21 protein-coding genes and 1 riboswitch are annotated in these 25525 nt (G+C 72.1%); of the genes, 10 read left to right on the plus strand and 11 right to left on the minus strand.

What is annotated here, in order from left to right; all coding sequences use genetic code 11:
* Window positions 1-111 precede the first annotated feature (111 nt).
* Window positions 112-954, minus strand: coding sequence for a TetR/AcrR family transcriptional regulator (locus ACFVVA_RS03640; RefSeq protein ID WP_359911674.1), 843 nt, complete (start codon window positions 952-954; stop codon window positions 112-114).
* 98 nt (window positions 955-1052) lie between these two features.
* Window positions 1053-1562, minus strand: coding sequence for an NUDIX hydrolase (locus ACFVVA_RS03645; RefSeq protein WP_387685281.1), 510 nt, complete (start codon window positions 1560-1562; stop codon window positions 1053-1055).
* A gap of 111 nt (window positions 1563-1673) precedes the next feature.
* On the opposite strand from ACFVVA_RS03645, the gene ACFVVA_RS03650 reads away from it, so the two are divergent.
* Window positions 1674-2897, plus strand: coding sequence for a serine hydrolase domain-containing protein (locus tag ACFVVA_RS03650; RefSeq protein ID WP_380539566.1), 1224 nt, complete (start codon window positions 1674-1676; stop codon window positions 2895-2897).
* A 2-nt stretch (window positions 2898-2899) separates the two neighbouring features.
* Here ACFVVA_RS03650 and ACFVVA_RS03655 read toward each other — a convergent pair whose 3' ends face one another.
* From ACFVVA_RS03655 to ACFVVA_RS03665, 3 genes are all read right to left on the minus strand, one after another.
* Window positions 2900-3223, minus strand: coding sequence for a nuclear transport factor 2 family protein (locus tag ACFVVA_RS03655; RefSeq protein ID WP_387685284.1), 324 nt, complete (start codon window positions 3221-3223; stop codon window positions 2900-2902).
* A 222-nt stretch (window positions 3224-3445) separates the two neighbouring features.
* The gene (locus tag ACFVVA_RS03660; protein WP_387685285.1) at window positions 3446-4969 is read right to left on the minus strand and encodes an aldehyde dehydrogenase family protein; all 1524 of its coding nucleotides are present in this window, start codon (window positions 4967-4969) and stop codon (window positions 3446-3448) included.
* Between the two features lie 558 nt (window positions 4970-5527).
* Complete coding sequence (locus ACFVVA_RS03665; RefSeq protein ID WP_380539572.1) at window positions 5528-6475, minus strand: terpene cyclase; 948 nt, start codon at window positions 6473-6475, stop codon at window positions 5528-5530.
* A gap of 309 nt (window positions 6476-6784) precedes the next feature.
* On the opposite strand from ACFVVA_RS03665, the gene ACFVVA_RS03670 reads away from it, so the two are divergent.
* Together ACFVVA_RS03670 and ACFVVA_RS03675 are read left to right on the plus strand one after the other, a co-directional pair.
* Window positions 6785-9799 (plus strand): ATP-binding protein, encoded by a 3015-nt coding sequence (locus ACFVVA_RS03670; RefSeq protein WP_387685288.1) that lies wholly within the window; start codon window positions 6785-6787, stop codon window positions 9797-9799.
* A gap of 311 nt (window positions 9800-10110) precedes the next feature.
* Entirely contained in the window at window positions 10111-11175 is a 1065-nt protein-coding gene (locus tag ACFVVA_RS03675; protein ID WP_387685290.1) for an aldose epimerase family protein, read from the plus strand.
* A gap of 34 nt (window positions 11176-11209) precedes the next feature.
* Here ACFVVA_RS03675 and ACFVVA_RS03680 read toward each other — a convergent pair whose 3' ends face one another.
* The gene (locus tag ACFVVA_RS03680; RefSeq protein WP_387685292.1) at window positions 11210-11716 is read right to left on the minus strand and encodes a GNAT family N-acetyltransferase; all 507 of its coding nucleotides are present in this window, start codon (window positions 11714-11716) and stop codon (window positions 11210-11212) included.
* A 310-nt stretch (window positions 11717-12026) separates the two neighbouring features.
* Between ACFVVA_RS03680 and ACFVVA_RS03685 the strand changes: the two genes are divergently transcribed.
* The 5 genes from ACFVVA_RS03685 to ACFVVA_RS03705 all read left to right on the plus strand — a co-directional run bounded on the left by ACFVVA_RS03685 (window position 12027) and on the right by ACFVVA_RS03705 (window position 18356).
* Window positions 12027-13304, plus strand: coding sequence for an extracellular solute-binding protein (locus ACFVVA_RS03685; RefSeq protein WP_387685294.1), 1278 nt, complete (start codon window positions 12027-12029; stop codon window positions 13302-13304).
* A gap of 216 nt (window positions 13305-13520) precedes the next feature.
* Window positions 13521-14522 carry a carbohydrate ABC transporter permease gene (locus tag ACFVVA_RS03690; RefSeq protein WP_387685296.1) on the plus strand — a complete coding sequence of 334 codons (1002 nt, stop codon included), beginning with the start codon at window positions 13521-13523 and terminating at the stop codon, window positions 14520-14522.
* Window positions 14523-14562: 40 nt separating this feature from the next.
* Window positions 14563-15468, plus strand: a complete 906-nt coding sequence (locus ACFVVA_RS03695) for a sugar ABC transporter permease (RefSeq protein ID WP_387685299.1) — start codon at window positions 14563-14565, stop codon at window positions 15466-15468.
* Between the two features lie 145 nt (window positions 15469-15613).
* Window positions 15614-17311 (plus strand): glycoside hydrolase family 13 protein, encoded by a 1698-nt coding sequence (locus tag ACFVVA_RS03700; protein WP_387685301.1) that lies wholly within the window; start codon window positions 15614-15616, stop codon window positions 17309-17311.
* A 25-nt stretch (window positions 17312-17336) separates the two neighbouring features.
* Window positions 17337-18356 carry a LacI family DNA-binding transcriptional regulator gene (locus ACFVVA_RS03705; RefSeq protein ID WP_359911712.1) on the plus strand — a complete coding sequence of 340 codons (1020 nt, stop codon included), beginning with the start codon at window positions 17337-17339 and terminating at the stop codon, window positions 18354-18356.
* 98 nt (window positions 18357-18454) lie between these two features.
* On the opposite strand, the gene ACFVVA_RS03710 is transcribed toward ACFVVA_RS03705, so the two are convergent.
* The 3 genes from ACFVVA_RS03710 to ACFVVA_RS03720 form a co-directional block, all read right to left on the minus strand.
* Window positions 18455-18655, minus strand: a complete 201-nt coding sequence (locus ACFVVA_RS03710) for a hypothetical protein (RefSeq protein WP_359911715.1) — start codon at window positions 18653-18655, stop codon at window positions 18455-18457.
* 276 nt (window positions 18656-18931) lie between these two features.
* On the minus strand, window positions 18932-20308 hold the full coding sequence (locus ACFVVA_RS03715; protein WP_387685303.1) for a transglycosylase family protein: 1377 nt from the start codon (window positions 20306-20308) through the stop codon (window positions 18932-18934).
* Window positions 20295-20465: riboswitch (cyclic di-AMP (ydaO/yuaA leader) on the minus strand. Its footprint overlaps the gene before it by 14 nt.
* Before the next feature lie 451 nt (window positions 20466-20916).
* Window positions 20917-21876, minus strand: a complete 960-nt coding sequence (locus tag ACFVVA_RS03720) for a hypothetical protein (RefSeq protein WP_387685305.1) — start codon at window positions 21874-21876, stop codon at window positions 20917-20919.
* A 560-nt stretch (window positions 21877-22436) separates the two neighbouring features.
* Between ACFVVA_RS03720 and ACFVVA_RS03725 the strand changes: the two genes are divergently transcribed.
* Window positions 22437-22700: a DUF397 domain-containing protein gene (locus ACFVVA_RS03725; protein ID WP_097235176.1), complete on the plus strand. Its 264-nt coding sequence runs from the start codon at window positions 22437-22439 to the stop codon at window positions 22698-22700.
* 273 nt (window positions 22701-22973) lie between these two features.
* Here ACFVVA_RS03725 and ACFVVA_RS03730 read toward each other — a convergent pair whose 3' ends face one another.
* Window positions 22974-23549: an ATP-binding protein gene (locus tag ACFVVA_RS03730; protein WP_387685308.1), complete on the minus strand. Its 576-nt coding sequence runs from the start codon at window positions 23547-23549 to the stop codon at window positions 22974-22976.
* 418 nt (window positions 23550-23967) lie between these two features.
* Here ACFVVA_RS03730 and ACFVVA_RS03735 point away from each other — a divergent pair, with 418 nt between their 5' ends.
* Entirely contained in the window at window positions 23968-24834 is an 867-nt protein-coding gene (locus tag ACFVVA_RS03735; protein WP_387685310.1) for a helix-turn-helix domain-containing protein, read from the plus strand.
* 79 nt (window positions 24835-24913) lie between these two features.
* Here the strand turns inward: ACFVVA_RS03735 and ACFVVA_RS03740 are convergent, their stop codons facing one another.
* Window positions 24914-25519, minus strand: coding sequence for a TetR/AcrR family transcriptional regulator (locus tag ACFVVA_RS03740; RefSeq protein WP_387685312.1), 606 nt, complete (start codon window positions 25517-25519; stop codon window positions 24914-24916).
* Window positions 25520-25525: the final 6 nt, after the last annotated feature.

Raw genomic sequence — 25525 nt, forward strand, 5'->3', positions numbered from 1 at the left:
GCCGTCGGTGGTTCGGGTGGGACCGGGCCCGCCGCGGCGGCGGGTCGTCAGATCCCGGCTCATTCCTATCAGAGCCCGCCGTCCGGACCGAACCGCAGGATGACCCGATGATCACTCGGTGGTGGTGCCGGTGGCCTGCGCGGACCCGTCCTCGGGGGTGCCGGCGGCGAGCGCGGTGACCGCCTCGACGATCCCCGGCACGGCGAACAGCCCCGCGAGGTCCCGCACCAGGCGCCCGGTCGGGCCGTCCGGGCGTTCGTCGGCGAAGAAGGAGGCCAGTTCGGCGGCGAGGGCCGGTTCGCGGGCGGCGGTGAGGGTGAGCGAGGCGACGAACTCCTGCACCAGGTGCAGCTGGAGCTCCTCCAGCGGCACCGAGCGCTCGACCAGCCACTCCAGCGAGGTGATCTCGGCGTTGGCGATCCAGGCCCGGACGGTCAGCCGCAGTCCGGCGCTCGGCTCGGGGAGCGCCAGGTGGGCCAGGATCTGCTCCTGTGCGGCCCTGCGCACGTCGTCGATCACCGCCGAGGTGCCCGCGCTGGCCGCCACCGAGCCGCCGCGCAGCAGCGCGGCGAAGCCCGGCCCGTGGCTCTGCACGAAGTCCAGGTAGCGGCCCATCACCCGGTGGAGCCGCTCCGACAGCGGCCCGTCCATGGGCTCCTCGAACCGGGCCGACAGCTCCTGCCCGGCCCGCCGCAGCGACTCCTCGTACAGCGCCTGCTTGCCGGGGAAGTAGTGGTACACCAGGGGCCGGGAGGCTCCCGCGGCGGCGGCGATGTCGTCGATCGACACTTCCTCCGGCGGCCGTCGGCTGAACAGTTCCAGTGCCACGGCGATCAGCTGCTCCCGCCGCTCGTCCACGCTCAGCCGCCGACGCGGCCGCTCGCCCGCCGCCCGGGCGGAGGCGGAGGTCCGTGCTGCGCGATCGGCCGTCGGTGACGGCGTACGGGAGGCCATGCGCGCCACCCTAGTTCGTCGAGGGCCCTGTGGTGGAGACAGGGGCCCACTGCCCTCCGGCCCGCGCACCGGCGCCGAACGCCGAGGCCGTGGCGGCGCTACGCGGACCGGAGGTCCAGGTAGCGGCGGTAGGCCTCGCGGCCGTCGGGGACGAAGGAGTCGCGGGTGAGGCGGTCGGCTAGTTCGGCGGGGGTGAGCCAGGTGTGCCAGGCGACCTCGGACTCCTGGGGGGAGACCGGGCCGTCCCACTCGGCCTCGTACATGTCGCACCACCAGGAGAGCCGGTCCTGCTCGAAGAGGAACTTGAACAGGGGGCGCGGGGTGATGCCGTGCACGCCGAGCTCCTCCTCGGCCTCGCGGACGGCGGCCTCGGCGTAGGTCTCGCCGGAGCCGACCACGCCGCCGACGAACATGTCGTACGCGCCGGGGGCGAAGAGCTTGGTGTCGGTGCGGCGGTGGACGAAGATCCGCCCGGCCGGGTCGCGGACCAGGATGAAGACGCAGCGGTGGGTGAGCCCGCGCCGGTACACCTCGCCGCGCAGGGCGGTCCCGATCACGCGGTCGTGCTCGTCGACGATGTCCAGCAGTTCCTCGGCAGGGTTGGTCATGAGGGACAGGTTAGGGTTTCGGGGCTCGGTTCGAACGGATTCGATCGAAGGAGATCGAGAACGAACACGAGCGGCACAAGAAGCAACGGAACTGGTCGAGGGCGGCACGCGGTGGTGGAGATCTGGGGCGAGACGGCCGAGGGGTTCGAGCCCGTACGCGCGGCCTTCGTGCGGAACTTCGCCGACTACGGCGAGCTCGGTGCGGCCTTCGCGCTGTACGTGCGCGGCCGCAAGGTGGTCGACCTGTGGGGCGGTGACGCCCGGCCCGAGGTCGGCGGCCGGCCGGCGCCCGCGGTGCCGTGGACGGCGGACACCGCGCAGGTGCTGCGCTCGGTCACCAAGGGCCTGACCGCGACCACCGCGCTGCTCCTGGCCGAACGCGGCCTGCTCGACCTGGACGCCCCGGCAGCCTCGTACTGGCCGGAGTTCGCGGCGGCCGGCAAGGGCCGGATACCGGTGGGCTGGCTGCTCTCGCACCAGGCCGGAGTGCCCGCGCTGGACGTGCCGCTGCGGCTGGAGGACGTGCTCACCTGGGAACGCGCGGCCGCCGCCGTCGCCGCGCAGGCGCCCGCCTGGGAACCCGGCACCGCGCACGGCTACCACCCGTACACCTTCGGCTGGCTGGTCGGCGAGGTGGTGCGCCGGGTCAGCGGCCGGACGGTGGGCCAGTACTTCGCCGAGGAGGTCGCCCGGCCGCTCGGGCTGGACCTGTGGATCGGGCTGCCGGCCGGCGCCGCGCCCAGGGTCGGCAGACTCGTCGACCTCCCGGCGCCGGACGCGGCCCGGACCGGTCCGAGCGGGCTGCGGCTGCGACCCAAGCAGTCCGTCCGGGACGCCTACCAGGACCCGGCCTCGCTGACCGCCCGCTCCTTCGCCTCGGTGCGCCCCGGCGTGGACCTCAACGACCCGGCGGTGCAGGCCGCCGAGATCCCCGGCGCCGGCGGCATCGGCACCGCCCGGTCGCTCGCCCGGTTCTACGCGGCACTGATCGGCGCGGCCGACCGCCCGGACGGCTCCGGCGCGCTGCTGCCGCCGCTGCTCGGCCCCGAGGTGCTGGCACGCGCGGTCGAGCCGGCGGTGAGCGGGCCGGACCGGGTGCTGATCGTCAACTCCACCTTCGGCCTGGGCTTCTGGCGGCACGGCCCGACCGCGCCGATGGCCTCCCCGGCGAGCTTCGGCCACCCGGGTCGGGGCGGTTCGCTCGGCTTCGCCGACCCCGACCTGGGGCTGGGCTTCGGCTACGTCACCAACGGCATGCAGCCGGGCGTCACCGGGGACATCCGCTCGCGGAACCTGATCCGCGCGGTGCGGGGGTGCCTGGGGCTGGACCGGTAGCCTCAGGCCTGGCCGGTCTCGAAGCGGTGGATCTTCCCGCCGTCGACGGTGAAGCGCCAGGCGGTGCGCATGGTGCCCCAGGTCTCGTTGGTGAACTCGGCGACCAGCGCGTGGCCTCCGCTCGACTCGGTCTGGACGGCCATCCGGCCGTTCGGGCCGAAGATCTCCCGGTCGACCCAGTCCGCCAGGTCGCGCTCGGATCCGTCGTCGGCCATGGTCGCGTCCGGGGCCAGCAGCGCGAAGAAGGCGTCGCGGTCGCCCGCGTTGACCGCGGTGACGAAGGCGCGGACGGCGGGGTCGCTGAGTTTCGTGGGGGCGATGGTCACGCGGGACTCCCTGATGGGGGTGAGGGGCGGGGAGTCCTGTCTACGGCTTTCGCGCGGGCCGTCCGGGCATGTCGGCGGCGCGTCGGTGAATTGGCCGCATTCATGTGCTTTGATCCCCGGAACAGGCGAATCGCCCCGAAGCCCGCCACGGGGAGTGGCGAGGAGCGGGAGGCCCCGATGGGCCTCCCGCTCCGCTTTCCCGGCCTCCCGGGCTCGTCGGGTCTAGAAGAAGCCGACCGCGTCGGGGGAGTAGCTGACCAGCAGGTTCTTGGTCTGCTGGTAGTGCTCCAGCAGCGCCTTGTGGGTCTCCCGCCCGATGCCGGAGTTCTTGTAGCCGCCGAAGGCCGCGTGGGCCGGGTAGGCGTGGTAGCAGTTCGTCCAGACCCGACCCGCCTGGATGGCGCGCCCAGCCCGGTGGGCGGTGTTGATGCTGCGGGTCCACACGCCCGCGCCGAGCCCGTACTGGGTGTCGTTGGCGAGCGCGACGGCCTGGTCGAAGCCGTCGAAGCGGGTGACCGAGACGACCGGTCCGAAGATCTCCTCCTGGAAGACCCGCATCGAGTTGTCGCCCTCGAAGACCGTCGGCGTGACGTAGTACCCGCCGGCCAGCGCGCCGCCGAGGTCGGCCCGCTCGCCGCCCACCAGGATCCTGGCGCCCTCGTCCTGGCCGATCTCGAAGTAGGAGAGGATCTTCTTCAGCTGCTCGACGCTGACCTGGGCGCCGACCTGGGTCTCGGTGTCCAGCGGGTTGCCCTGGCGCATCGCCCGCACCCGCGCCAGGCCGTCGCCGAGCAGCCGCTCGTAGACCGGGGTCTCGATCAGGGCGCGGCTGGGGCAGGTGCAGACCTCGCCCTGGTTGAGGGCGAACATCGCGAAGCCCTCGACGGCCTTGTCGTAGAAGGCGTCGTCGGCGGCGGCGACGTCCGCGAAGAACACGTTGGGGCTCTTGCCGCCGAGTTCCAGCGTGGCCGGGATCAGGTTCTCGGCGGCCGAACGGGCGATCAGCCGGCCGGTGCCGGTCTCGCCGGTGAAGGCGATCTTGCGGATCCGGGGGCTGGCGGCCAGCGGGGCGCCGGCCTCCTCGCCGAAGCCGGTGACGATGTTGACCACGCCGGGCGGCACCAGGTCGGCGGTCAGCTCGGCGAGCAGCAGCACCGAGGCCGGGGTCTGCTCGGCGGGCTTGAGCACCACCGCGTTGCCGGCGGCGAGCGCCGGGGCGAGCTTCCAGACCGCCATCAGGATCGGGAAGTTCCACGGGATGATCTGGCCGACCACGCCCAGCGGCTCGTGGAAGTGGTACGCCACGGTGTCCTCGTCCAGCTGGGAGAGGCTGCCCTCCTGGGCCCGCAACGCACCGGCGAAGTAGCGCAGGTGGTCGACCGCGAGCGGGAGGTCGGCGGCCAGCGTCTCGCGCACCGGCTTGCCGTTCTCCCAGCTCTCCGCGACGGCCAGCTGCTCCAGGTTGGTCTCCATCCGGTCCGCGATCCGCAGCAGCACCTGCGCGCGATCGGCGGCGGAGGTGCGGCCCCAGGCCGGGGCCGCGGCGTGGGCCGCGTCCAGCGCGGCCTCGATGTCCTCGGCGGTACCCCGGGCGACCTCGGTGAACACCTCGCCGGTGACCGGGGTCGGGTTGCCGAAGTACTCGCCGCGCACCGGAGGCGTCCATTCGCCGCCGATCCAGTGCTCGTACCGGGAGCGGTAGGCGACGATGCTGCCGGGCGTGCCGGGGGGCTGGTAGACCGTCATGTTCGCTGTCTCCTCGCTGCGTCGGGCGCCGCCGGGCACGGCTCTGGCCACGGGCGGCACGCCGGACCGCCCGTTCGGGGGCGGTCCGGCGGGAGGGGTCGGACACGCAATCGGACCGGCGCCCCGCCGGGGCGCCCGCCGCCGAGCACGATAACCGCCGGGCGCCCGGCGCGGCTACGGTCCGTACCCGTGTCCGGTACGGAGGGTGTGTCTTCCGGTCGTTCGCGGGGGCCTGGGCCGCCGGACCTTCCCGGACCGGATCTCCGCGGGAGCCCGGGGTCCGGTCCCGATCTCCGCGGGAGCCCGGGGCCCGGTCCCGATCTCCGCGGGCGTCCCGAAACGGATCACTGCGGGGGCGCGCGTTTCGGACGCACCCCCGCGACCCGCGGCCGCGCGCCGTCGCGCGTCGGTGGGGCCGTCCCCGGCGTGCCTCCGTAAGCCGCCGTGCGTCGGCCGGACCGTCCCCGCGGCGTGCCGCCGTACGCCGCCGTACGGCCGGGGCGGCGCTCTCGGGTCGCGCCACCGCACGCCCGTCGGGCGGCCCAGGGCGCACGCCGGTCAGACCGCGTGGTACCGGCCGGTGCGGGCCTCCCAGCTGAGGTAGCCGGCCAGCCAGGTGAGCAGCCCGTCCGCGTACCGCTGGGCGATCGTGCGTTCGATCCGGGAGAGGCCCAACTCGCGGTGGACGTCGGGCAGCCGGGCGTGCAGTTCGGCGCAGCGGTCGACCATCAGCTGGGCCTCGGCGATGACCGCCGCGCAGGCCTCCTCGGCCGAGCAGCGCCGTTCCCGCTGGACGATCATGACCAGGTTGTTCACGTCCCCGCGCGGCGCCTCCAGCGGGTAGGAGTGCACGTCGTTGCTGAGCGACGGTATGTCGGCGGCCAGCTGGCGGAGCTGACGCAGCACGGGGTGGTGCAGGACGGCGGCCGGGACCTCGAACTGGCCCAGGCGTTCGACCATGTCGAAGATGGTCTCCATCGCCGCGGTGCCCCGGCGGAGCTCCAGGTAGCCGGCGCGGTCCGGCGGCCGGGTGGAGATCCGGCCGGCCGCCTCGGCCGGGTGACTGGCCAGGTAGTACTCCCAGTTGTAGGCGGCGCGGGCCTGCCAGCGGGCCGGCATGCCGCGCATGCTGCGGTTCCACAGATCGGCGAAGGCGGTCTCGACCGCGGAGCCCTGGTCGGGGCGGGCGCCGTGCAGGACGGCGATCAGCCGTTCGCAGATCGGGGCCACCTCGGCGGGACGGCGGCCGAGCGGGCCGTCGAACTGGTCGTCGAAGAGGAAGTAGAAGCCCATCAGGTCGGCGGCCAGGGCGAGTTCGTCCGGGCCGGCGTCCGGATAGCCGAGTGCGGCGAGGTCCACCACCTCCCAGTGCGCGTAGCCGGGATGGTCGGCGTCGGGCAGCAGCGGGTGGCGGATCAGCCAGTCCCTGTGCAGTGCGGTGGCGTGGATGCCGTGCGGACTGCGGCGGTGCGGGAACGGAATCTGAAGTGAGGTGTCGTCAGACATCGGACTCCCGGTGCAGCGGAGGGTGGGGGCGCTTTTTGTTCGAGCGGTGATGGTGGGGGGAGTTGGCGCGACGGGGCGCGGACGGTGAGGGTGGGCTTCGCAAGATCATCCGCGCCTCGAAGGCCGTAGGGTATCTGATGCAATGATGGGATGTTAGGGATGTAGGGCAATTGCCCTTGACAGGGCCCCCAAACCCTCACCGTCCGCCCCAGCCTGCACGAATGCCCCACGGGGAGGTCCGCACGGCGCTAACCTCGGCTCCACGCAGTGATGGAGCTGTGACGCAGCGGGCGAGGCGGAGGCACGACGGTGACCGAGCAGGAGAACGCACTTCGGGCGGGCGGTGGTTCCGCCCACGACGGCGACGGCATCGCGCCCCGGGTCCGGTTGCGCGACCGCGACGCCGAACTGCGCTCGGTGGAGGCCGCCGTCGACCGGCTCTGCCGCGGCTTCGCCGCCGGTGGCACCGAGATCGGCGACCTGCTCACCTTCTCGGGCCGCCCCGGCATCGGCAAGACCAGCCTGCTGCACGAGGTCAGGCGGCTCGCCAAGCTCCGCGACGGCGCCACCGTGCTGTTCGCCCGAGGCGGTGAACGGCAGTTCAAGGAGCCGTACCACGTCCTGCGCCAGCTGCTCCAGCCCGTGCTCACCGACCTGAAGCCCGAGGTGTTCAGCCAGGTCATGGGCACCTGGGAGGAGGTCGTCGGACCGGCCATGGGCCTCAAGCAGCCCAAGGCCGGCGCCCGCCGCCTCGACCCGCAGGGCGTGCGCGACGGCCTCGACTACGTCCTCACCCAGCTCGCACCTCGCCGCGCGCCGATGGTGATGATCGTCGACGACCTGCACTGGGCGGACGGCGAGTCACTCTCCTGGCTGACCAAGTTCGCCATCCGATCGAGTGAACTTCCCGTACTGCTCGTCTTCGCCTTCCGGGAGGACGAGAACGACTGGCCCATCGAGACCCAGGACTTCCGGCGGGACGTCCTCCTCCTCAAGGGCCGCAAGCACGAGCTCAACCGGCTCACCCTCAGCTCCGTCACCGACATGATCCGCGCCGAGCTCGGCGACAGGGCCGAGGACGCCTTCTGCTACGAGTTCTGGAACGTCGTCAACGGCAACCCGTTCGAGGCCAACGCCCTGCTCGACCAGGTGCGCGAGCAGGAACTCGAACCGGTCGAGGAGAACTCCCGGCAGCTGCGCGAACTCGCCGTCGACGCCGCCGGGATGACCCTCAAGAGCTGGCTGGACCGGCTCGGCGCCAGCACCCTGCGCTTCGCCTGGGCCTGCGCGATGCTGGGCACCGACATCCGGGTCGATCTCGCCACCCGGATCTCCACCCAGAGCACCGAGGGCGCCCGCGAGTCCATCAAGCGGCTGCGCAAGCAGCGCGTGCTGACCCAGACCCCCAACGGGAACCTGGAGTTCGTGCACCCGCTGATCGCCAGCTCCATCTACAACACCATGCCGGACGCCACCCGCCTCGGCATGCACGGCATCGCCGCCGCCGAGATCGAGAACGCCGGACTCGGCCTGCTCGCCGCCTCCCGCCACCTGGTCGAGACCCACTCCGGCGAGGGCGACGACCGGATCGTCAAGAAGCTGCGCCGCGCCGCCGTCGAACACCAGCTGATCGGCGCCCCCGAGGCGGCCCAGCGCTGTCTGCACCGCGCGCTCAACGAGCCGCCCGCCGACGAGATCAAGGCCGAGGTGCTCTACGAACTCGGGTGCTCCGCGCTGCTCACCGACCCCGTCGCCACCGTCAACCAGCTCAAGCTGGCCCTCGACCCCGACGAGGTGCCGCTGCGCCCCGCCCTGCGCGTGGACGCCACCTTCCGGCTCTCCGAGGTGCTCGCCCACGCCGGTGAACTGGGCCAGGCGGCCCTGGTCTGCCAGGAAGAAGCACTGAGGACCACCGAACCGGCCGGGCGCCAGCGGCTCCAGGCCGCCTCGTTCATGTGGCACGCCTTCCGCAAGTCCGAGGAGGACGGCCCGGGCCGCTCCGCCCGGCTCGGCGAGATGTGCCGGGGCCTGAGCGGGCGGGAGGCGGCCGACCGGGCCGTGCTCGCCATGCGCGCCTGGGACCTCACCCTGCGCGGCGCCGCCTCCGCCGATGCGCTCGCGCTCGCCGACGAGGTCCTCGACGGCGGCCGGCTGCCCAAGGGCCTCGGCTGGACCGACACCACCTGGGGCTTCGAACTGCCCTCGATGCTCGGCCTGACGTACATCTACAACGACCGCATCGCCCAGGCCGAACGGCTGGCCGCGGACGCCATCATCCAGTTCGAGATCGCCGGGTGGAGCGGCGCCCACCGGGGCTTCGCCTACTTCCTGATGGGCCTGGCCCGGTTCCGCCGCGGCCTGCTCGCCGAGGCTGAGGACTTCCTGCGCCGGGCGTACCGCATCTCCGAGCGGATCGGGGAGAAGCTGCCGCTGGCGTGGGACGCGATCGGCGTGCTCGTCGACACCCTGATCGCCCGCGGCCGGGTCGACGAGGCCTGGAAGCTGGCCAACGAGTTCGGCTTCCACCCGCCGTACCACGCGACGGCCATGGTGCTGCCGGACGCGGCCTCGCTGTACGGCAAGCTGCTGGTCGCCAAGGAGAAGTACGCGGGCGCGGCCGCCGCGCTCACCGAGGCGGGCGCCCAACTGGAGGTCCGCGGCTGGCACAACACCGTCTGGGCGCCCTGGGCCGGCCACCTCGCCATCGCGATCGCGGACGACGAGCCCGAGCGTGCCCGCGACTACGCCCAGCGGGCGGTCCGGGACGCACGCAACTTCGGCACCGCCTCGGCGATCGGCAGCGCGCTGCGCCTGCAGGCCCGGATCGAGGACGGCCAGGCGGCGGTCGAACTGCTGGAGGACGCCGTGGCGTACCTCGGGCAGTCCCCGGCCGGTTACGAGCACGCCGTCGCCCTGGTCGACCTCGGCGCCGCGCTGCGCCGGGTCGGTCGGCTGGAGGACGCCCAGGAGTACCTGTACCAGGGCATCGAACTGGCCCAGCACTGTTCCGCGGAGGGGCTGGTCGACCGGGCCCGGCGGGAGCTGGCCAACTACGGCCTGCGGCCCAACCGGCTGGGGCTGCGCGACTTCCGGGACACCCTGGAGACGCTCAGCAGCGCCGAGTGGGAGGTTGCCAAGCGGGCCGTGCAGGGCGTGCCGCCGCAGCGGATCGCCGACGAGCTCGGGGTGCCGCTCGGGCTGGTCAACCGTCGGCTGGCGGCGGTCTACCGCAAGGCGGGCAGCGGGCCGGACGGCCTGGCCTCGGCACTCGGTCTGCCGCAGCAGCAGCGGGACGCGGGCCGGCTGGAGGAGCTGGACGGCTAGGAGCGGCCCCCGGGTCGGTCGGGGCGCCCCGGTAGTCGTGGCCGGTGCACGGTGCACGGGTGGGGCGCCCGGTTCGTGGCGGGCGCCCGGCGGTCGTGCCCGGAGCCCGGTGCGCGGGTGGGCGCCCGGCGGTCGTAGGGGGCGCCAGATGGTGGACGGCGGCGCGGGAGGCGGCGCGTGGGCTCGCGGAAGCGCCCCCTCGGCCGCCGCCGTCGCTAGGCTGACGGACACGGGGCTGCCGCGGCGACCCCTCGACGGACCCGGAACCGGGCGGCCGCGGTGCGACCCGGCCGCGAGTGAGGAGCAGGCCCATGGCGAGCGAGGCCACCAGCGTGCGGCAGGAACCCCTGGAGCCCTCGGGTGCGGGAGCCGCGATCGAGCGCTGGACGCTCACGGCTGGCCCGTACGAGGCGAGCGTGCTCACCCTCGGCGCGACCCTGCACACCCTGAGCGCACCGGACCGCTCCGGCCGCTCCGCCCAACTGCTGCTGGCCACCGACCGGTTGTCCGAGATCCTCGGCGCGGCCCGGCACTACGGCACGGTGGTGGGCCGGTACGCCAACCGGATCGACGGCTCGTCGGTCACCGTCGACGGCGAGGAGCATCAGCTCGCCCCCACCGGTGGCGGCATGACCCTCCACGGCGGGCCGGACGGCTTCGCGCACCGGATGTGGGAGGCCGAGCCGGTCGACGGCGGCGTGCGGCTGGCGCTGCACAGCCCGGACGGGGACCAGGGCTTCCCGGGCGCGCTGGACGTCACCGTCACGTACACCCTGGACGCCTCCGGCGAGCTGGTGATCGCCTACCGCGCCGTCACCAGCAAGCCGACCGTCGTCAACCTCACCAACCACGCGTACTTCAACCTCTCGGGTGAAGGCAGCGGCGACGTCCTCGGACACCTGCTCACCCTGGACGCCGACGCGTACACCCCCGCCGACGAGCGGCAGATCCCGTACGGCCGGACCGAGCCGGTGGCCGGCACGCCCTTCGACTTCACGGTGGCCACGCCGATCGGCAAGTCGGTGCACGACGAGCACCCCCAGCTGACCGGGCCCGGCGGCTACGACCACAACTGGGTGCTGCGCGCCCGGCCGCAGGACGGCAGCCCGGCGCGGGCCGCGCTGCTGGAGGACCCGGTCAGCGGCCGCACCCTGGAGGTGCTGACCACCGAGCCGGGCGTCCAGGTCTACACGGCGAACAAGTTCCAGGGCGCGGTCACCGGCGCGCGCGGCGTCCCGTACGGGCCGTTCGCCGGGATCGCGCTGGAGACCCAGCACTTCCCGGACTCCCCGCACCATCCGGCGTTCCCCAGCACGGAGCTGCGGCCGGGGGAGGAGTTCCGCTCGACGACCGTGCTCCGGCTGGGGACCAACTAGCGGGCGGCGCTCCGGCCGGCGGCGCCCCGGCGTACTACGGCTTCGCCAGGTCCCGGCGCATGCAGAGCCGGGGCCAGCGGTCCAGACCGTGTTCGGCCTCCTTGCGGCGGATCTCGCGCAGGCCGGGGGTGAGTTCCTCCCCGGCCAGCGGGCGGAAACCGCAGCGGGCGTAGTAGGGGGCGTTCCAGGGGACCTCGGCGAAGGTGGTGAGGGTGAGCGCGGGGGCGTCGGTGGTCTCGGCGAGGTGCTCGATCAGTGCCCGGCCGATGCCGCGGCGGGCGTGGTCGGGGTGCACGGAGACCTGTTCGATGTGCAGCGCGCCGTCCACCGGCTCGGCGAGCAGGTAGCCGGCGACGGTCCCGTCGGGGGCCTCGGCGACCAGGGCGGTGCCCTGCTCCAGGTAGTGCGCCAGCTCCTCCGGTGCCGGGGGTTCGTCCTCGGCGATCTCCGGCATGCCGATCGCGGCGAACGGTGCGCCGGCGGCCCGCTCCAGTTCGGCGAGCAGTGGAAGTTCGTCCCTGGTGACGGCTCTGATTCGCATGCGTCCAGTCTGCTGCAGGCGGCTTTCGGCCACGCACGGTGGTGCCGTCGGCCAGTCGGCGGAGGGGCGAATCGGGCGAACTCGGGCAATCGGTGCGTCCGTCAACTACCGAGCGGCAACGTCCAGGACACGCGGGCGTAACGATCGCGGTTTCTTGCAGAAACTTGCTGCAAGGACTTTCCGTCGATCTTGCACCGCTGTTAACTTCCTTCCCGAGCCCGACGGCAGCAACGGTGCGGTCGGTACGAGGCAGCCATTATGCGCCTGTCTCCGAACATCTCGGGCACCCCCACCCTCCCAAGGAGTTCTCATGCGGCGTGGCATCGCGGCCTCTGCCCTCGTTGTGGCCCTCGCGGTCTCGATGGCTGCCTGTAGCAGCAGCGGCTCCAGCTCCGACGGCAAGGCCGACGGGCCGGTCACCCTCACGTACTGGGACACCTCGAACGCCACCAACGAGGCGCCGAACTACCAGGAGCTCGTCAAGAAGTTCGAGGCTGCGAACTCGAACGTCAAGGTCGACTTCGTCAACGTGCCGTTCGACCAGGCGCAGAACAAGCTCCAGACCGCGATGGGGGCCAAGGGTGCTCCGGACGTGTTCCGCTCCGAGGTCGGCTGGACCGCCGCCTTCGCCAAGGCCGGCTACCTGGAGCCGCTGGACGGCACCCCGGCCGCCGCGGACACCTCCGCCTTCCAGCCGAGCCTGATCCAGCAGGCCAAGTACGAGGGCAAGCTGTACGGCGTGCCGCTGGTGACCGACACCCTCGGCCTGCTCTACAACAAGGAGCTGTTCACCAAGGCCGGCATCACCGAGGCGCCGAAGACCTGGGACGAGCTGAAGACCGACGCCGCCGCCGTCAAGGAGAAGGCCGGCGTGGACGGCTTCTGGCTGAAGGCCGCCGACGGCTACTACGCGATGCCGTTCCTGTTCGGCGAGGGCACCGACACCGTCGACGCCGCGGGCAAGAAGATCACCGTCGCCTCGCCGGAGGCCGTCAAGGCCGTCGAGACCTACAAGTCGATGTTCACCGCGCCGGGCACCGTCAAGGCCGACGTCACCACCGACGCCTACGCGCACATGATGGACGCCTTCAACAGCGGCAAGGTCGCGGCGATCGTCCAGGGCCCCTGGGAGATCACCAACATCTACAAGGGTTCGGCCTTCGCCGACAAGAACAACCTCGGCATCGCCGCCGTCCCCGGTGGCTCCGGCGGCAAGGGTGGCGCTCCCACCGGCGGCCACAACATCTCGGTCTACGCGGGCGCCGACAAGGCCCACAAGGCCGCTGCGGAGAAGTTCGCCGCCTTCATGACCTCGGCCGAGAGCCAGGCGTTCATCGCGCAGAAGAACTCCACCCTGCCCACCCGCTCCGACGCCTTCACCGCGGACGTCAAGGCCGACCCGGGCATCGCCGGCTTCCAGGCCGTGCTGAGCAGCGCCAAGCCGCGCCCCGAGCTGCCCGAGTACAGCTCGCTGTTCGCCTCGCTGGGCACCAACCTGGGCAAGGCCGTCCAGGGCACCAGCACCCAGGACGCGCTGAACACCGTCTCCACCGACTACGCCAAGCTCCTGCCGGGCTTCGCCAAGTAGTCCCTGTGCCCGGCCCGCCGGTCGACGGATGACAGCGGGTGGGTGGCGGTGACCGTGCGACGGCGAACGAATGACGGATAACAGATTTCATCATCTGTCAGCTGTCATCCGTTCGCTGTCCGCGGCCCGTCGCCACCCGCCCCGCGGCACCCGTCGCCCACTGCGGACCGGGCCGTCGGCTCCCCCCGAGAATTCCCCCCCGAGAAGGTGCAAACGATGTCAGTCGCCGTGCAGGGCGCCACCGGCAAGGGCAACCGGGAACGCGAGCAGCGTCCAGGCCTGCTGGAACGCGTCAAGCGCTCCTACGCCAAGCACTGGTACGCCTACGCGATGATCGCCCCGGTCGTACTGGTGCTCGGTGCGCTGGTGCTCTACCCGCTCGCCGAGGGCATCTGGCTCACCCTCACCGACGCCAACAGCCTCAACGTCGCCCGCAAGATCGGCGTCAACGAGATCCCGGCGAGCTACGAGTTCGTCGGCTTCCACAACTACGCCGACATCCTGTGGGGCCCCGGCTCGTACGACCGCTTCTGGTCGCACTTCGTCTGGACCATCGCCTGGACGGCCGTCTGCGTCTTCCTGCACTACACCCTCGGCCTCGGCCTGGCCCTGCTGCTCAACCAGAAGCTGCGCGGCCGCGCCGCCTACCGGATGCTGCTCATCCTGCCCTGGGCAGTACCGACCTTCGTCACCGTCTTCTCCTGGCGCCTGATGCTCGCCGACGGCGGCGTCGTCAACAACATCCTCTCCTTCCTGCACCTGCCCGAGCCGGGCTGGCTCACCGACCCGTGGGCGCAGAAGGCGGCCGCGATCATGGTGAACACCTGGGCCGGTGTGCCGTTCATGATGATCTCGCTGCTCGGCGGCCTCCAGTCGATCCCGGCCGAGCTGTACGAGGCCGCGGAGATGGACGGCGCCACTGCCTGGCAGCGCTTTCGGTACGTCACCCTGCCGGGGCTGCGCTCCGTCTCCTCCACGGTCGTGCTGCTCGGCGTGATCTGGACGTTCAACCAGTTCAACGTGATCTTCCTGCTGTTCGGCACCGGCGCCCCCGACGCCCAGCTGCTGGTCACCTGGGCGTACCGGCTCGGCTTCGGCCAGATCCCCCGGGACTACGCGCAGTCCGCCGCCTACGGCGTGATCCTGCTGTCCATCCTGATCGTCTTCACCGCCTTCTACCGGCGCTGGCTCGCCCGCAACGAGCAGGCCAACGGCTGAGGCCCCGGACCCAGTTGACCCACGAAGGCAGGTAACCCCGATGAGCACCACCACCGAACTCCCGGCCCGCCCGGCGGCCGCGGCCCCGGCCGCCCGGCCCGCCAAGGTCCGCCGCCGCGGCGAGCGCAGCCCGATGGCCCGGGCGCTGTCCCACGGCACCCTGATCCTGGCCGGCCTGATCGCGCTCTTCCCGGTCGCGTGGATCCTGTTCGTCTCGCTCGGCCCGGACAAGACCGACTACCTCCACCCCGGCCAGATCCTCGGCAAACTGACGCTGTCGAACTACCAGCACGTGCTGTCCGACACCGACTTCTTCACTTGGTTCGGCAACGCCCTGCTGGTCTCCGGCGTCACCACCGTGTTCGGCGTGATGCTCGCCGCCACCACCGGCTACGCCGTCTCCCGGATGAAGTTCCCCGGACACAAGCCGCTGATGTGGTCGCTGCTGGTCACCCAGATGTTCCCGATCGCGGTGCTGATCGTGCCGATGTACACGATGCTCTCCGAACTCGGCCTGCTGGACAGCTACACCGGCCTGATCCTGGTCTACTCGACCACCACCGTGCCGTACTGCGCCTGGCTGCTGAAGGGCTACTTCGACACCATCCCGGTGGAGATCGACGAGGCCGGCCGGGTCGACGGGCTCAGCCCGTTCGGCACCTTCTGGCGGCTGGTGCTGCCGCTCGCCCGCCCGGGCCTGGCGGTGGCCGCCTTCTACTCCTTCCTCACCTACTGGGCCGAGGTGCCGTTCGCCTCCACGTTCATGCTCAGCTCCGACAAGTACACGTTGGCCGTGGGCCTCCAGACCTTCGTCAGCGAGCACGACGCCCAGTGGAACCTGATGGCCGCGACCGCCGTACTGATCGCGATCCCGTCCGCGGCCTTCTTCTACCTGGTGCAGCGCCACCTGGTCACCGGCCTGACCGCCGGTGCCTCCAAGTCGTAACGGGCAGCCACGTCGTCACGCGCCACCACGTCGTCACAGGACCGCACGCCGTCGCAAGACCGCACGTCGTCACAGAACCGCACCTCGTCGCGCGCCTCCACGTCCCAGCGCCTTCCGCTCCTCTAGTCCCCAAGGGATACCGTCCATGACCCAGAACCTGGCCGACACCTCCCGGCCTGCCGCCGACACCGCTCACGAGGCGAACGTCAGCGCGTCCAGAGGCTGGTGGCGGGACGCGGTCATCTACCAGGTGTACCCGCGCAGCTTCGCCGACTCCAACGGCGACGGCATGGGTGACCTGCCCGGCATCCGCAGCCGCCTGCCCTACCTGCGCGACCTCGGCGTGGACGCGGTCTGGCTGTCGCCGTTCTACGCCTCGCCGCAGGCCGACGCCGGCTACGACGTGGCCGACTACCGCGCGGTGGACCCGATGTTCGGCACCCTGCTGGACGCCGACGCCCTGATCCGGGACGCCCACGACCTGGGTCTGCGGATCATCGTCGACCTCGTCCCCAACCACTCCTCGGACCAGCACGAGTGGTTCCAGCGCGCCCTGCGCGAGGGCCCCGGCTCCCCGCTGCGCGAGCGCTACCACTTCCGCCCCGGCAAGGGCGAGCAGGGCGAACTGCCGCCCAACGACTGGGAGTCCATCTTCGGCGGCCCGGCCTGGACCCGCAGCGAGAACCCGGACGGCACCCCCGGCGACTGGTACCTGCACCTGTTCGCCCCGGAGCAGCCCGACTTCAACTGGGAGAACCCGGCCGTCGCCGACGAGTTCCGCTCGATCCTGCGCTTCTGGCTCGACATGGGCGTGGACGGCTTCCGCATCGACGTCGCCCACGGCCTGGTCAAGGCCCCCGGCCTGCCCGACCTCGGCGGCGCCGACCAGCTCAAGCTGCTCGGCAACGACGTCATGCCGTTCTTCGACCAGGACGGCGTGCACGAGATCTACCGCAGCTGGCGCAGGATCCTCGACGAGTACCCGGGGCAGCGGATCGGCGTCGCCGAGGCGTGGACCCCGACCGTCCAGCGCACCGCCAACTACGTCCGCCCCGACGAGCTGCACCAGGCCTTCAACTTCCAGTACCTGGGCACCGGTTGGGACGCCACCGCGCTGCGCGAGGTGATCGACCTCTCGCTCGACTCGATGCGCCCGGTCGACGCCCCCACCACCTGGGTGCTCTCCAACCACGACGTCACCCGGCACGCCACCCGGTTCGCCAACGAGCCCGGCCTCGGCACCCAGATCCGCACCCCCGGCGACCGCGAGCTCGGCCTGCGCCGCGCCCGCGCCGCCACCCTGCTGATGCTCGCGCTGCCCGGCTCGGCCTACGTCTACCAGGGCGAGGAGCTCGGCCTGCCGGACGTCACCGACCTGCCCGACGAGGTCCGCCAGGACCCGTCCTTCTTCCGTCAGGCCGGCCAGGACGGCTACCGCGACGGCTGCCGCGTCCCGATCCCGTGGTCCGGCACCGAGGCCCCGTACGGCTTCGGACCGGTGGCCGGCGGGCCGTCCTGGCTGCCCCAGCCGGCCGAGTGGGCCGGGCTGAGTGTCGAGGCGCAGACCGGCGACCCGACCTCCACCCTGGAGCTCTACCGCAGCGCGCTGGCCGTCCGCCGGGCGCAGCCCGACCTCGGCGCCGGCACCGGGGTCGAGTGGCTGGAGAGCCCCGAGGGCACCCTGGCGTTCCGTCGCGGCGCCTTCGTCTGCACCGTGAACACCACCGGCGAACCGGTGCGGATCGCCGCCCCGGGCACGCTGCTGCTGGGCTCGGCCGACCTCGTGGTGGACGGCGGCGAGACGGTGCTCGCTCCGGACAGCACCGGCTGGTGGGCGGTCTGACGTGGTTGGAATAGGCTCTGGGACCGTGACTACGGCGCGACTCTCAGACATCGCGGCGCAGGCGGGGGTCAGCGAAGCCACCGTCTCCCGCGTGCTCAACGGCAAGGCGAACGTTTCCGCCGCTACCCGGCAGACCGTGCTGGCGGCGCTCGACGTGCTCGGGTACGAGCGGCCGACCCGTCTCCGCCAGCGCAGCGCCGGGCTGATCGGTCTGATCACGCCCGAGCTGAGCAACCCGATCTTCCCCGCGCTGGCCCAGGTGATCGAGCAGGTGCTCAGCCGGCACGGCTACACGCCGGTGCTGTGCACCCAGACCCCGGGCGGGTCCACCGAGGACGAACTGGTGGAGATGCTGGTGGACCGGGGCGTGGCGGGCATCGTCTTCGTCTCCGGGCTGCACGCCGACACCACCGCCGACCACGACCGCTACGCCCGGCTGGCCGGGCGCGGGGTGCCGTTCGTGCTGATCAACGGCTACAGCGAGAAGATCGACGCGCCGTTCATCTCGCCGGACGACCGGGCCGCGATGTGGATGGCCGTCCAGCACCTGGCCGAACTCGGGCACGAGCGGATCGGGCTGGCCGTCGGTCAGCGCCGGTACGTGCCGGTGCTGCGCAAGATCGAGGGCTTCACGGCCGCGCTGCGCGAGGTGCTCGGACTCTCCCGGGAGGAGGCCGACGACCTCGTCCACCACACGCTGTTCAGCGTGGAGGGCGGGCACGCGGCGGCCGGCGCGCTGCTCGACAAGGGCTGCACGGCGATCGTCTGCGGGAGCGACATGATGGCGCTCGGGGCGATCCGGGCGGTGCGGCAGCGCGGGCTGTCGGTGCCGCAGGACGTGTCGGTGGTCGGCTTCGACGACTCGCCGCTGATCGCCTTCACCGAGCCGCCGTTGACCACGATCCGCCAGCCGGTCGAGGCGATGGCCACGGCGGCGGTGGACGCGCTGCTGGAGGAGGTCGGCGGAAACGCGGCCCAGCGCGGCGAGTTCATGTTCCAGCCGGAGCTGGTGATGCGCGGGTCCACCGGGGCCTGCGCGCGCTGAACCCCGGCCGTCACGGCCGACGGAAGGGCCCCGGAGGGCGGTTGCTCTCCGGGGCCCTTCGGCGTGCGTGCGGTCGGCCGCCCCGGGCCGTCGGGCGGTCAGCCCTCCTGGGCGGTGGGGCGGTCGACGGTCGGTCGGTGCCCGTCGGCCGCCTCGCCGGTACGGGTCTCGGTACGGCGGCCGCGGGCCAGGTAGTCGCGCAGGACCAGTTCGACGGCGTCCTGCGGGTTCTTGGTGCCGGAGAGCAACATCGCGTCGATCGCGAGGTTCGCGTCGAGGGTGACGGTGACCTGGGCCATGTGACTCCTCCTCGGGTGCAGAGCAGCAGCATGCCCGTTGGGGCGGGGAATCACCACGGGGATTCGCCATGGGGATTCAGCACGGGGCTTCGCCGCAGGGATTCGCCACGAGGTACGGCCGGAGGCATGCCGGAACCCCCGGGGAGGAGCGACCAGACTCTCCCCGGGGGCGTGGGCGGTCAGCGTTCGGATAACAGCTGACAGATGATGAAATCTGTTATCTGTTATCCGTCAGCTGTTATCCGTCGTCCGTCGTCCGTCGGCTGTTCGCCGTTCTCAGACCCGGCCGGCGAAGTCCGGGGCCCAGTTGGCGATGCTCTGCTCGCGGACGCCCGAGCTCGGGTTGGCGGCCTCGACGTACTTGCCGTTGCCGACGTAGATCGCGACGTGGTAGACGCCGGAGTCCTTGCCGTTGTTGGACCAGAACAGCAGGTCGCCCGGCTGGAGGCTGTCCAGCGAGACGTGGGTGCTGGCGGCGGCCTGGTCGGCGGCGACGCGCGGGACGGAGACGCCCGCGGCGCGCAGCGCGGCCTGGGTCAGGCCGGAGCAGTCCCAGCCACCGTTGCCGGTGCCGCCGTAGACGTACGCCTGACCGACCTTCGACTCGGCGAAGGAGACCGCGGCGGCCATGCTGCCGGTGGCGGCCGGAGCCTGGGTCTGGGCCGGAGCCTGGGTCTGCGGAGCGGGCTTGGCAGCCGGCTTGGTGGACGGCTTGGCGGCCGGGGTCTGGGCCTGCGCGGTCGGCTGGGCGTTCACGGCACCGCCGTTCGCGGACTGGCCGGACTTCTGCGAGCGGTCGAACCAGGTGAAGTCCGAGCCGGACTTGCCGGTGGCGGACTGGCCGGCCTGGGCCTGGCCGTTGCCGCCGAAGGACAGCTGCTGGCCCGGGTAGATGCTGTCCGGACCCTCGGTCAGGGTGCCGCGGTTGAGCTCGTACAGCCGCTGCCAGCCGCCCTGCACCTTGTGCTGGTCGGCGATCGCGGACAGCCAGTCGCCCTCGACCACGGTGTAGTCGCCGTTCTGGGCCTGCTGCTGGCGCTTCTGGACCCAGTCGCTCCGGTTTCCGGAGGCGGCGGAGTCGGTGCCGGCCTGCGTGCCGTCCTGGGCGGGCGCGGCGGGCTTGGCGGCCGGGGCCTGGGTCTGCGGAGCGGGCTTGGCGGCCGGGGCGGCCGGCTTGGCGCTCTGGGCGGGCTGCGCGGGCTTGGCGGCGGTCGAGCCGGCGGTGGAGCCCGCCGAGGTGTCGACGGCGGCCGCGGCGCCGCCCTTGGTGAGGCCGGCCTGGACCGAGCACACCGGCCAGGCGCCGGGGCCCTGCGAGGCGAGGACCTTCTCGGCGACGGCGATCTGCTGGTCCTTGGTGGCCAGGTCGGCGCGCGCCGCGAAGGCGCTGCCGCCGAAGGCGGACCAGGTGCTGGAGGTGAACTGGAGGCCGCCGTAGAAGCCGTTGCCCGTGTTGATGCTCCAGTTGCCGCCGCTCTCGCACTGGGCGACCTTGTCCCAGGTGGCGACGGTGGCGGCGGAGGCGGTGCCGGAGGCGATGCAGGGGACGGTGAGGCCGACGCCCGCGACGCCGAGGGCGGCGATCACGCGATGGGTGCGGCTGGACAGACGAGTGCCGTTGGTGGGCAGCATGAAGACGCGGTCCTCTCCCACGCCTGCGAGGTGAGCTGTCGGATTCGGGCTGGAGTTGCCCGGCCGCGCTGTGGGCGCGGCTTCACCCCTAGCCCTGGACCGTTCCGGAGATCGGTCCGGGGCGACTTACCTGTGGGTCCCCCGCTCCTGCCGTGGTGCGATTTCGCGCTGCCAGGACATCCGACGGCAGGACTCGGCGTCGCGGATGAACCGGGTTCGTGTGGTCACGAACGGGGAGCACGTTAATCAGACTTAAGTTCAAACTGCAAACGGCTGTGATGCGCATCACGGTTTAGTGGGAACTGCCAAAATTGCCGCTCTTCATGATCGTAAATGATCGTTTTCAGGCAACCCTGTTGCGGAAGCCCACAACTGGCAGCGCTTCAGAAGTGGTGTGACGGCGCGTCGAATCGCGGGCCGGAGCGCCCCGGCGGATGCTGCGGCGGCAGTGATGCGAGCGCCCGCGACCGCGTTTCCTATTTCCTTTCAAATAGGCCAGAACGGACATTCCACTTCATTGCCGTCCGACTTCCGCGGGACGGCCGTGGGCGGGCGGAGCAAAACCGAAGGGCCCGGAACGCATGCCGTTCCGGGCCCTTCGGTGCGCGCGAACCGGCGCGCGGCGTCGACTACCGCCCTGCGGGCTCCTGGGAGGCCGCGTGGGCGCCGCGGACGCCCTCCAGGGCCCCCTCGGCCTCGGCGGCGGCCGCGGCCTCCGCCTCGGCCCGTGCCAGGTCCTCCGGGGACGGCGCGGGCAGCGCCGCCAGGTAGGTGGAGGCGATCAGCTGGCCGACCGACGGGTACGAGCCCAGCGGCGCGGCCGACGGGCAGCCGGTCTCCTCGGCGGCGGTGGCGAGCAGTTCGGAGTCCGCCTCCGGGCCGATCACCAGCGGGGCCAGCGCCGGGCGCTGCGAGCCGGTGTCCCTGAGGTGGTTGACGGCCGCGGCCACCGAGCCGGGCACGTCGAGCGCGGCGGCGACGACCGGCACGGCCAGTCGGGCGGCCAGCAGCACGCCGGTGATACCGGCCGCCGCGGCCGCGTCCTCGCCGCCGACGGTGGTCAGCACCACGCCGTCCGCGGCGGTCGCGATGGCGAACAGCCGGGCGCGGTCGGCCCGGGCCAGCCCGGCCTCGGACAGCCGGACGTGCACGGCCTCGGCCAGCAGCGGGTGCGGGCCCAGCGGGTCGGTGACGGGCGCGCCGTACTCGGCGGCGAGCGCGTGAAGCTCGGTCAGGAAGGTGTGCGGGCCGGGCACCAGCGGCACCAGGACGGGCGTGGGCAGCCCGGCCTCGGCCGCCATGGCCAGCAGCTCGGCCACGGTGCGGTCCTCGCCGCCCGCGCCCTCGCCGCCGTTGCCGGGCAGGTAGCCGACCGCGGTCCGGACGCCGTTCTGCTCGGTGCGGACGATCGAGAGCAACTCCTCGACGACCGAGCGGGACTCGGGCCCGGCGGTCGCGGGCACGGCGAGCACCAGGGCCGGGGCGCCGGCCGGGATCTCGGGGCGCTCGGGACGACGGTGGCGCCCCCGCGCACGGGAGCCTGGAGTACGGACGGGCAGTGGCGCGCCCGGGATGGCTGCGGTGCTCATGCCGGAGATCGTAGGACATCTGCCCGTCCGGCTTGCAGTCGGCTGCCGGGTGGGTTTCACGCGGCAGCGGTCCGGAGCCCGGTGCGTCTCCGGCGCCGGTCCGGGCACTTTGCCTACAATCCGGACATTCCGCTCCCAATCCCCGCGCGACCGCCGGTGGTTGCCTCGACGTGACCCGAGGGGGCCGACGTTGCACCTGGGGCGCGTGAGATGTCTCACAGCATGAGGATGGTTTGACGGAGGGTCACGGGGGTGCGACTCCCGGCATTCGAAGATCAACATTCAGCGGGGAGGCGCTCACGGCCGGTTATCGCGCGCCCGACGATTCATCGGCTATGTCCGTTTACGTACCGTCAGGAGAAGGGTCCGTGAAGAGTTCGCGGCTGCGGGCAAAAGGCCACGTGCACCTGCAACGTCCCGTGCTGATGCACGTGCACTGCAGCTATCATCGCGTCAAGTGAGGCGTTGTGCCGGACCGGTACGGGGCCGGTCCGTTCGTTTCGACGGTGCCGGGGGCGCCGCGCTGGACGACAACTCCGGAAGCTCTTCGGGAGATTTCTATGCACGACTCGCAGGACACGCACGGCTCGTACGACACCTACAACGGGATGGCCGCCGCCGATCTCCAGGGGGTGGTCTGGCAGAAGAGCCGGCACAGCAACTCCCAGGGCAACTGCGTCGAGTTCGCGGCCCTGCCCGGCGGCGATGTGGCGATGCGCAACTCGCGGTTCCCGGACGGCCCGGCCCTCATCTACACCCGGGCCGAGATCGCTGCCCTGCTGCTGGGGGCCAAGGACGGGGAGTTCGACCACCTGGCGGTCTGACCGACCGCCGTGCTCCATCATCGGGGGGCCGTCGTGGGTGCCGACACCACGACGGCCTTTGTCTTTGTCTCCTCCGGGGACCTCCTCGCCGGCGGTCTCCGCTCCGGAGGCGTCCGCACCGGACCGGAAGTCCTCGGCGGTGCCGGGTGGAAGGGCCCGGGGTGTGGTCCTCCCGGGGCTTCCGTCGACCGGCCGTGCGCCGCCCGGCGCAGGGGCCGTCCTGGGCGCGCGGCCCGCTCGGGTCGGGGGCCCGGCCGGGGCGCACGGCCCGTCCTAGGCCGAGCGCCGATGCCGTCCGCCGATCTCGACGGGGCCGTCGAGCGGTGAGCGGCCGCCGAGTCCGGGGTGCCCGTCCAGCGGGGAGCCGACGATCGTCTCCGCCTCGAACATCGCCCAGACCACCTTGCCGCTGCCCAGCGGGTGCCAGCCCCAGGAGCGGCTGAACGACTCCACCAGGTGCAGCCCGCGGCCGGATTCGGCGACGAAGTCGGCCTCCCGTGCGATCGGGCCGATGCTGCTCGGATCGCTCACCGCGCAGACCACCTGGGGTGCGCGGTGCACCAGGCTTATTCGGATCGGGAGCCGGCCCTCCGGGGTCGGCTGTATGGGAAAGTCGTACTCGCCCTGGGTGCCGCCCGACGGGTCGGGCCGTGCGCCGATCGCATGCCGGAGCGCGTTGGTCACGAGTTCCGAGGCCACCAGCGCGACGTCGTCGAACAGCTCCGTCAGGCCCCAGTGCTGGAGCGTGCTCCGAGCGAAGTCGCGCGCGGTTCTGACGGCTTCGAAGCGAGGAGCGAGCGTACAGGTGACCACAAGGGGGTCAACCGCCAAAGCCGTACCGGTGCTCATGAAGAGCTCCTCCCATAAGGGGGCGGACACGGCTGGACCCGCCGGGGTCATGCCGGTCACCTCCGACTCGCTCGGCCGCTCGGCCGCCCCCTCGACCAGGCGCACGCGCACTCGAACGCCCGATGACGCGGGGGACGTCGTCGGGTCGGTGCACGGAGTCGCGCGTGGGGTCGACACGGAGCCCGCGGGATTGCCAGGGATGTGCAGGTGCACGTGCACCATGGTGGTGTGCGCTCACTGCAGATGCAAGAGTCGATTCACGTGCAGTCGCACTATTGGCATATGCAAGCGCCGGATGCACGTGCATCCTGGTGTGTGGAGTGCGGAACTGATAGGAACATCCGTCAGTATCGGCACCGTGAGCGCTCAACTGATGGCAGACTGTGCGCTGTTTGCCCTAGGTGGAGGTTTCGACCGCATGACCACAGTTCAGCCGGGCGGCGGCTCGATGGTCCGCCGGATCCTCCTCGGCTCGCAGCTGCGCCGCCTGCGTGAGGCGCGCGGCATCACCCGCGAGGACGCGGGCTACGCGATCCGGGCCTCCGAGTCCAAGATCAGCCGCATGGAACTCGGCCGCGTCAGCTTCAAGGAGCGCGACGTCGCCGACCTGCTCAGTCTGTACGGCGTGGACGACGGCATCGAGCGGGAAGCCCTGCTCGGCCTCGTCCGCGAGGCCAACAAGTCCGGCTGGTGGCACAGCTTCAACGACGTGCTGCCGGGCTGGTTCCAGACCTACGTCGGCCTGGAGGAGGCCGCCCAGCTGATCCGCACCTACGAGGTGCAGTTCATCCCCGGGCTGCTCCAGTCCGAGGAGTACGCACGGGCGGTTTTCGGACAGAGTCGGCCGGTCATCAGCGAGGAGGAGGTCGAGCGACGGGTCAGCCTGCGGCTGCGCCGCCAGAAGCTGCTGGCCGAGGGCGCCAGCCCGCGCCTGTGGGCCGTCATCGACGAGGCGGCGCTGCGCCGGCCGGTCGGCGGGCCCAAGGTGATGCGCGGTCAGGTGCAGTACCTGATCGACGTCGCCGAGCAGGCCAACGTGGTGATCCAGGTCATGCCGTTCCGGTTCGGCGCGCACGCGGGCGAGTCCGGGGCGTTCACGATCCTGCGCTTCCCGGAGCAGGACCTCGCGGACGTGGTCTACCTGGAGCAGCTCACCAGCGCGCTCTACCTGGACAAGCGCGACGACGTCGACGCCTACATCCAGGTCATGGAGCGGCTCTGCGTGGACAGCCTCACGCCGGAACGCACGGTGGACCTGCTCGCCTCGATCCTGAAGGAACGCTGAGCCGCTGCCGTCCGGGGCCTGTGAGCTCCCTCCCTCGCGAGGCCCCCCGGCAGCCGGTCACCAGGCCGCCCACCCGCCGTCAGCCGCGGGCCGGCGGCCGTTCGCGTTCCGGCGGGGACTGCTGCGGCGGGCGGCCCAGTTCCCAGGCCAGGCCGTAGCGGCCGAAGAGGTCGGCGCGGATCAGCGCCAGCGGGCTCTCGGCGCCCGGCAGCAGCACCCCGATGCAGCCGCCCATCAGCGCGCTGCGCAGTACCGCGTGCTCGGCGACCGGGTCGGGCGCGCCCCAGTCCCGCAGCAGTCCCTGGAGGATGGCGCCGAGCTGCTGCTGCTCCGGGTCCTGGACGAAGGCGCCGTTGTCCGGGTCGAGGATCAGCGCCAGGTGCGAGCGCATCACCCGGGGGTGGTCCATCGCCAGGCCGAGCACGGTGTCGATCGCCCCGGCCAGCCGCGCGTCGGGGGAGGACCCGGGGGCCAGTTCCGCCAGCGTGGCGGCCAGTGACTGGTGCATCATCCGGTGCGTCGCGGACTGCATGAGCAGCCGTTTGCCGTCGAAGTAGTACGAGAGCAGTCCGCGGGCGAGACCGGCCCGCTCGGCGATGTCCGTGAGCGTGGTGCCCGCGTATCCGCACTGGTCGACCAGCTCGACGGTGGCCCGCATGATCCGCCGGCGGGAGCGTTGCCGCATCTCCTC

The sequence above is a fragment of the Kitasatospora sp. NPDC058048 genome (assembly GCF_042885555.1).
GTDB lineage: Bacteria > Actinomycetota > Actinomycetes > Streptomycetales > Streptomycetaceae > Kitasatospora > Kitasatospora lactacystinica.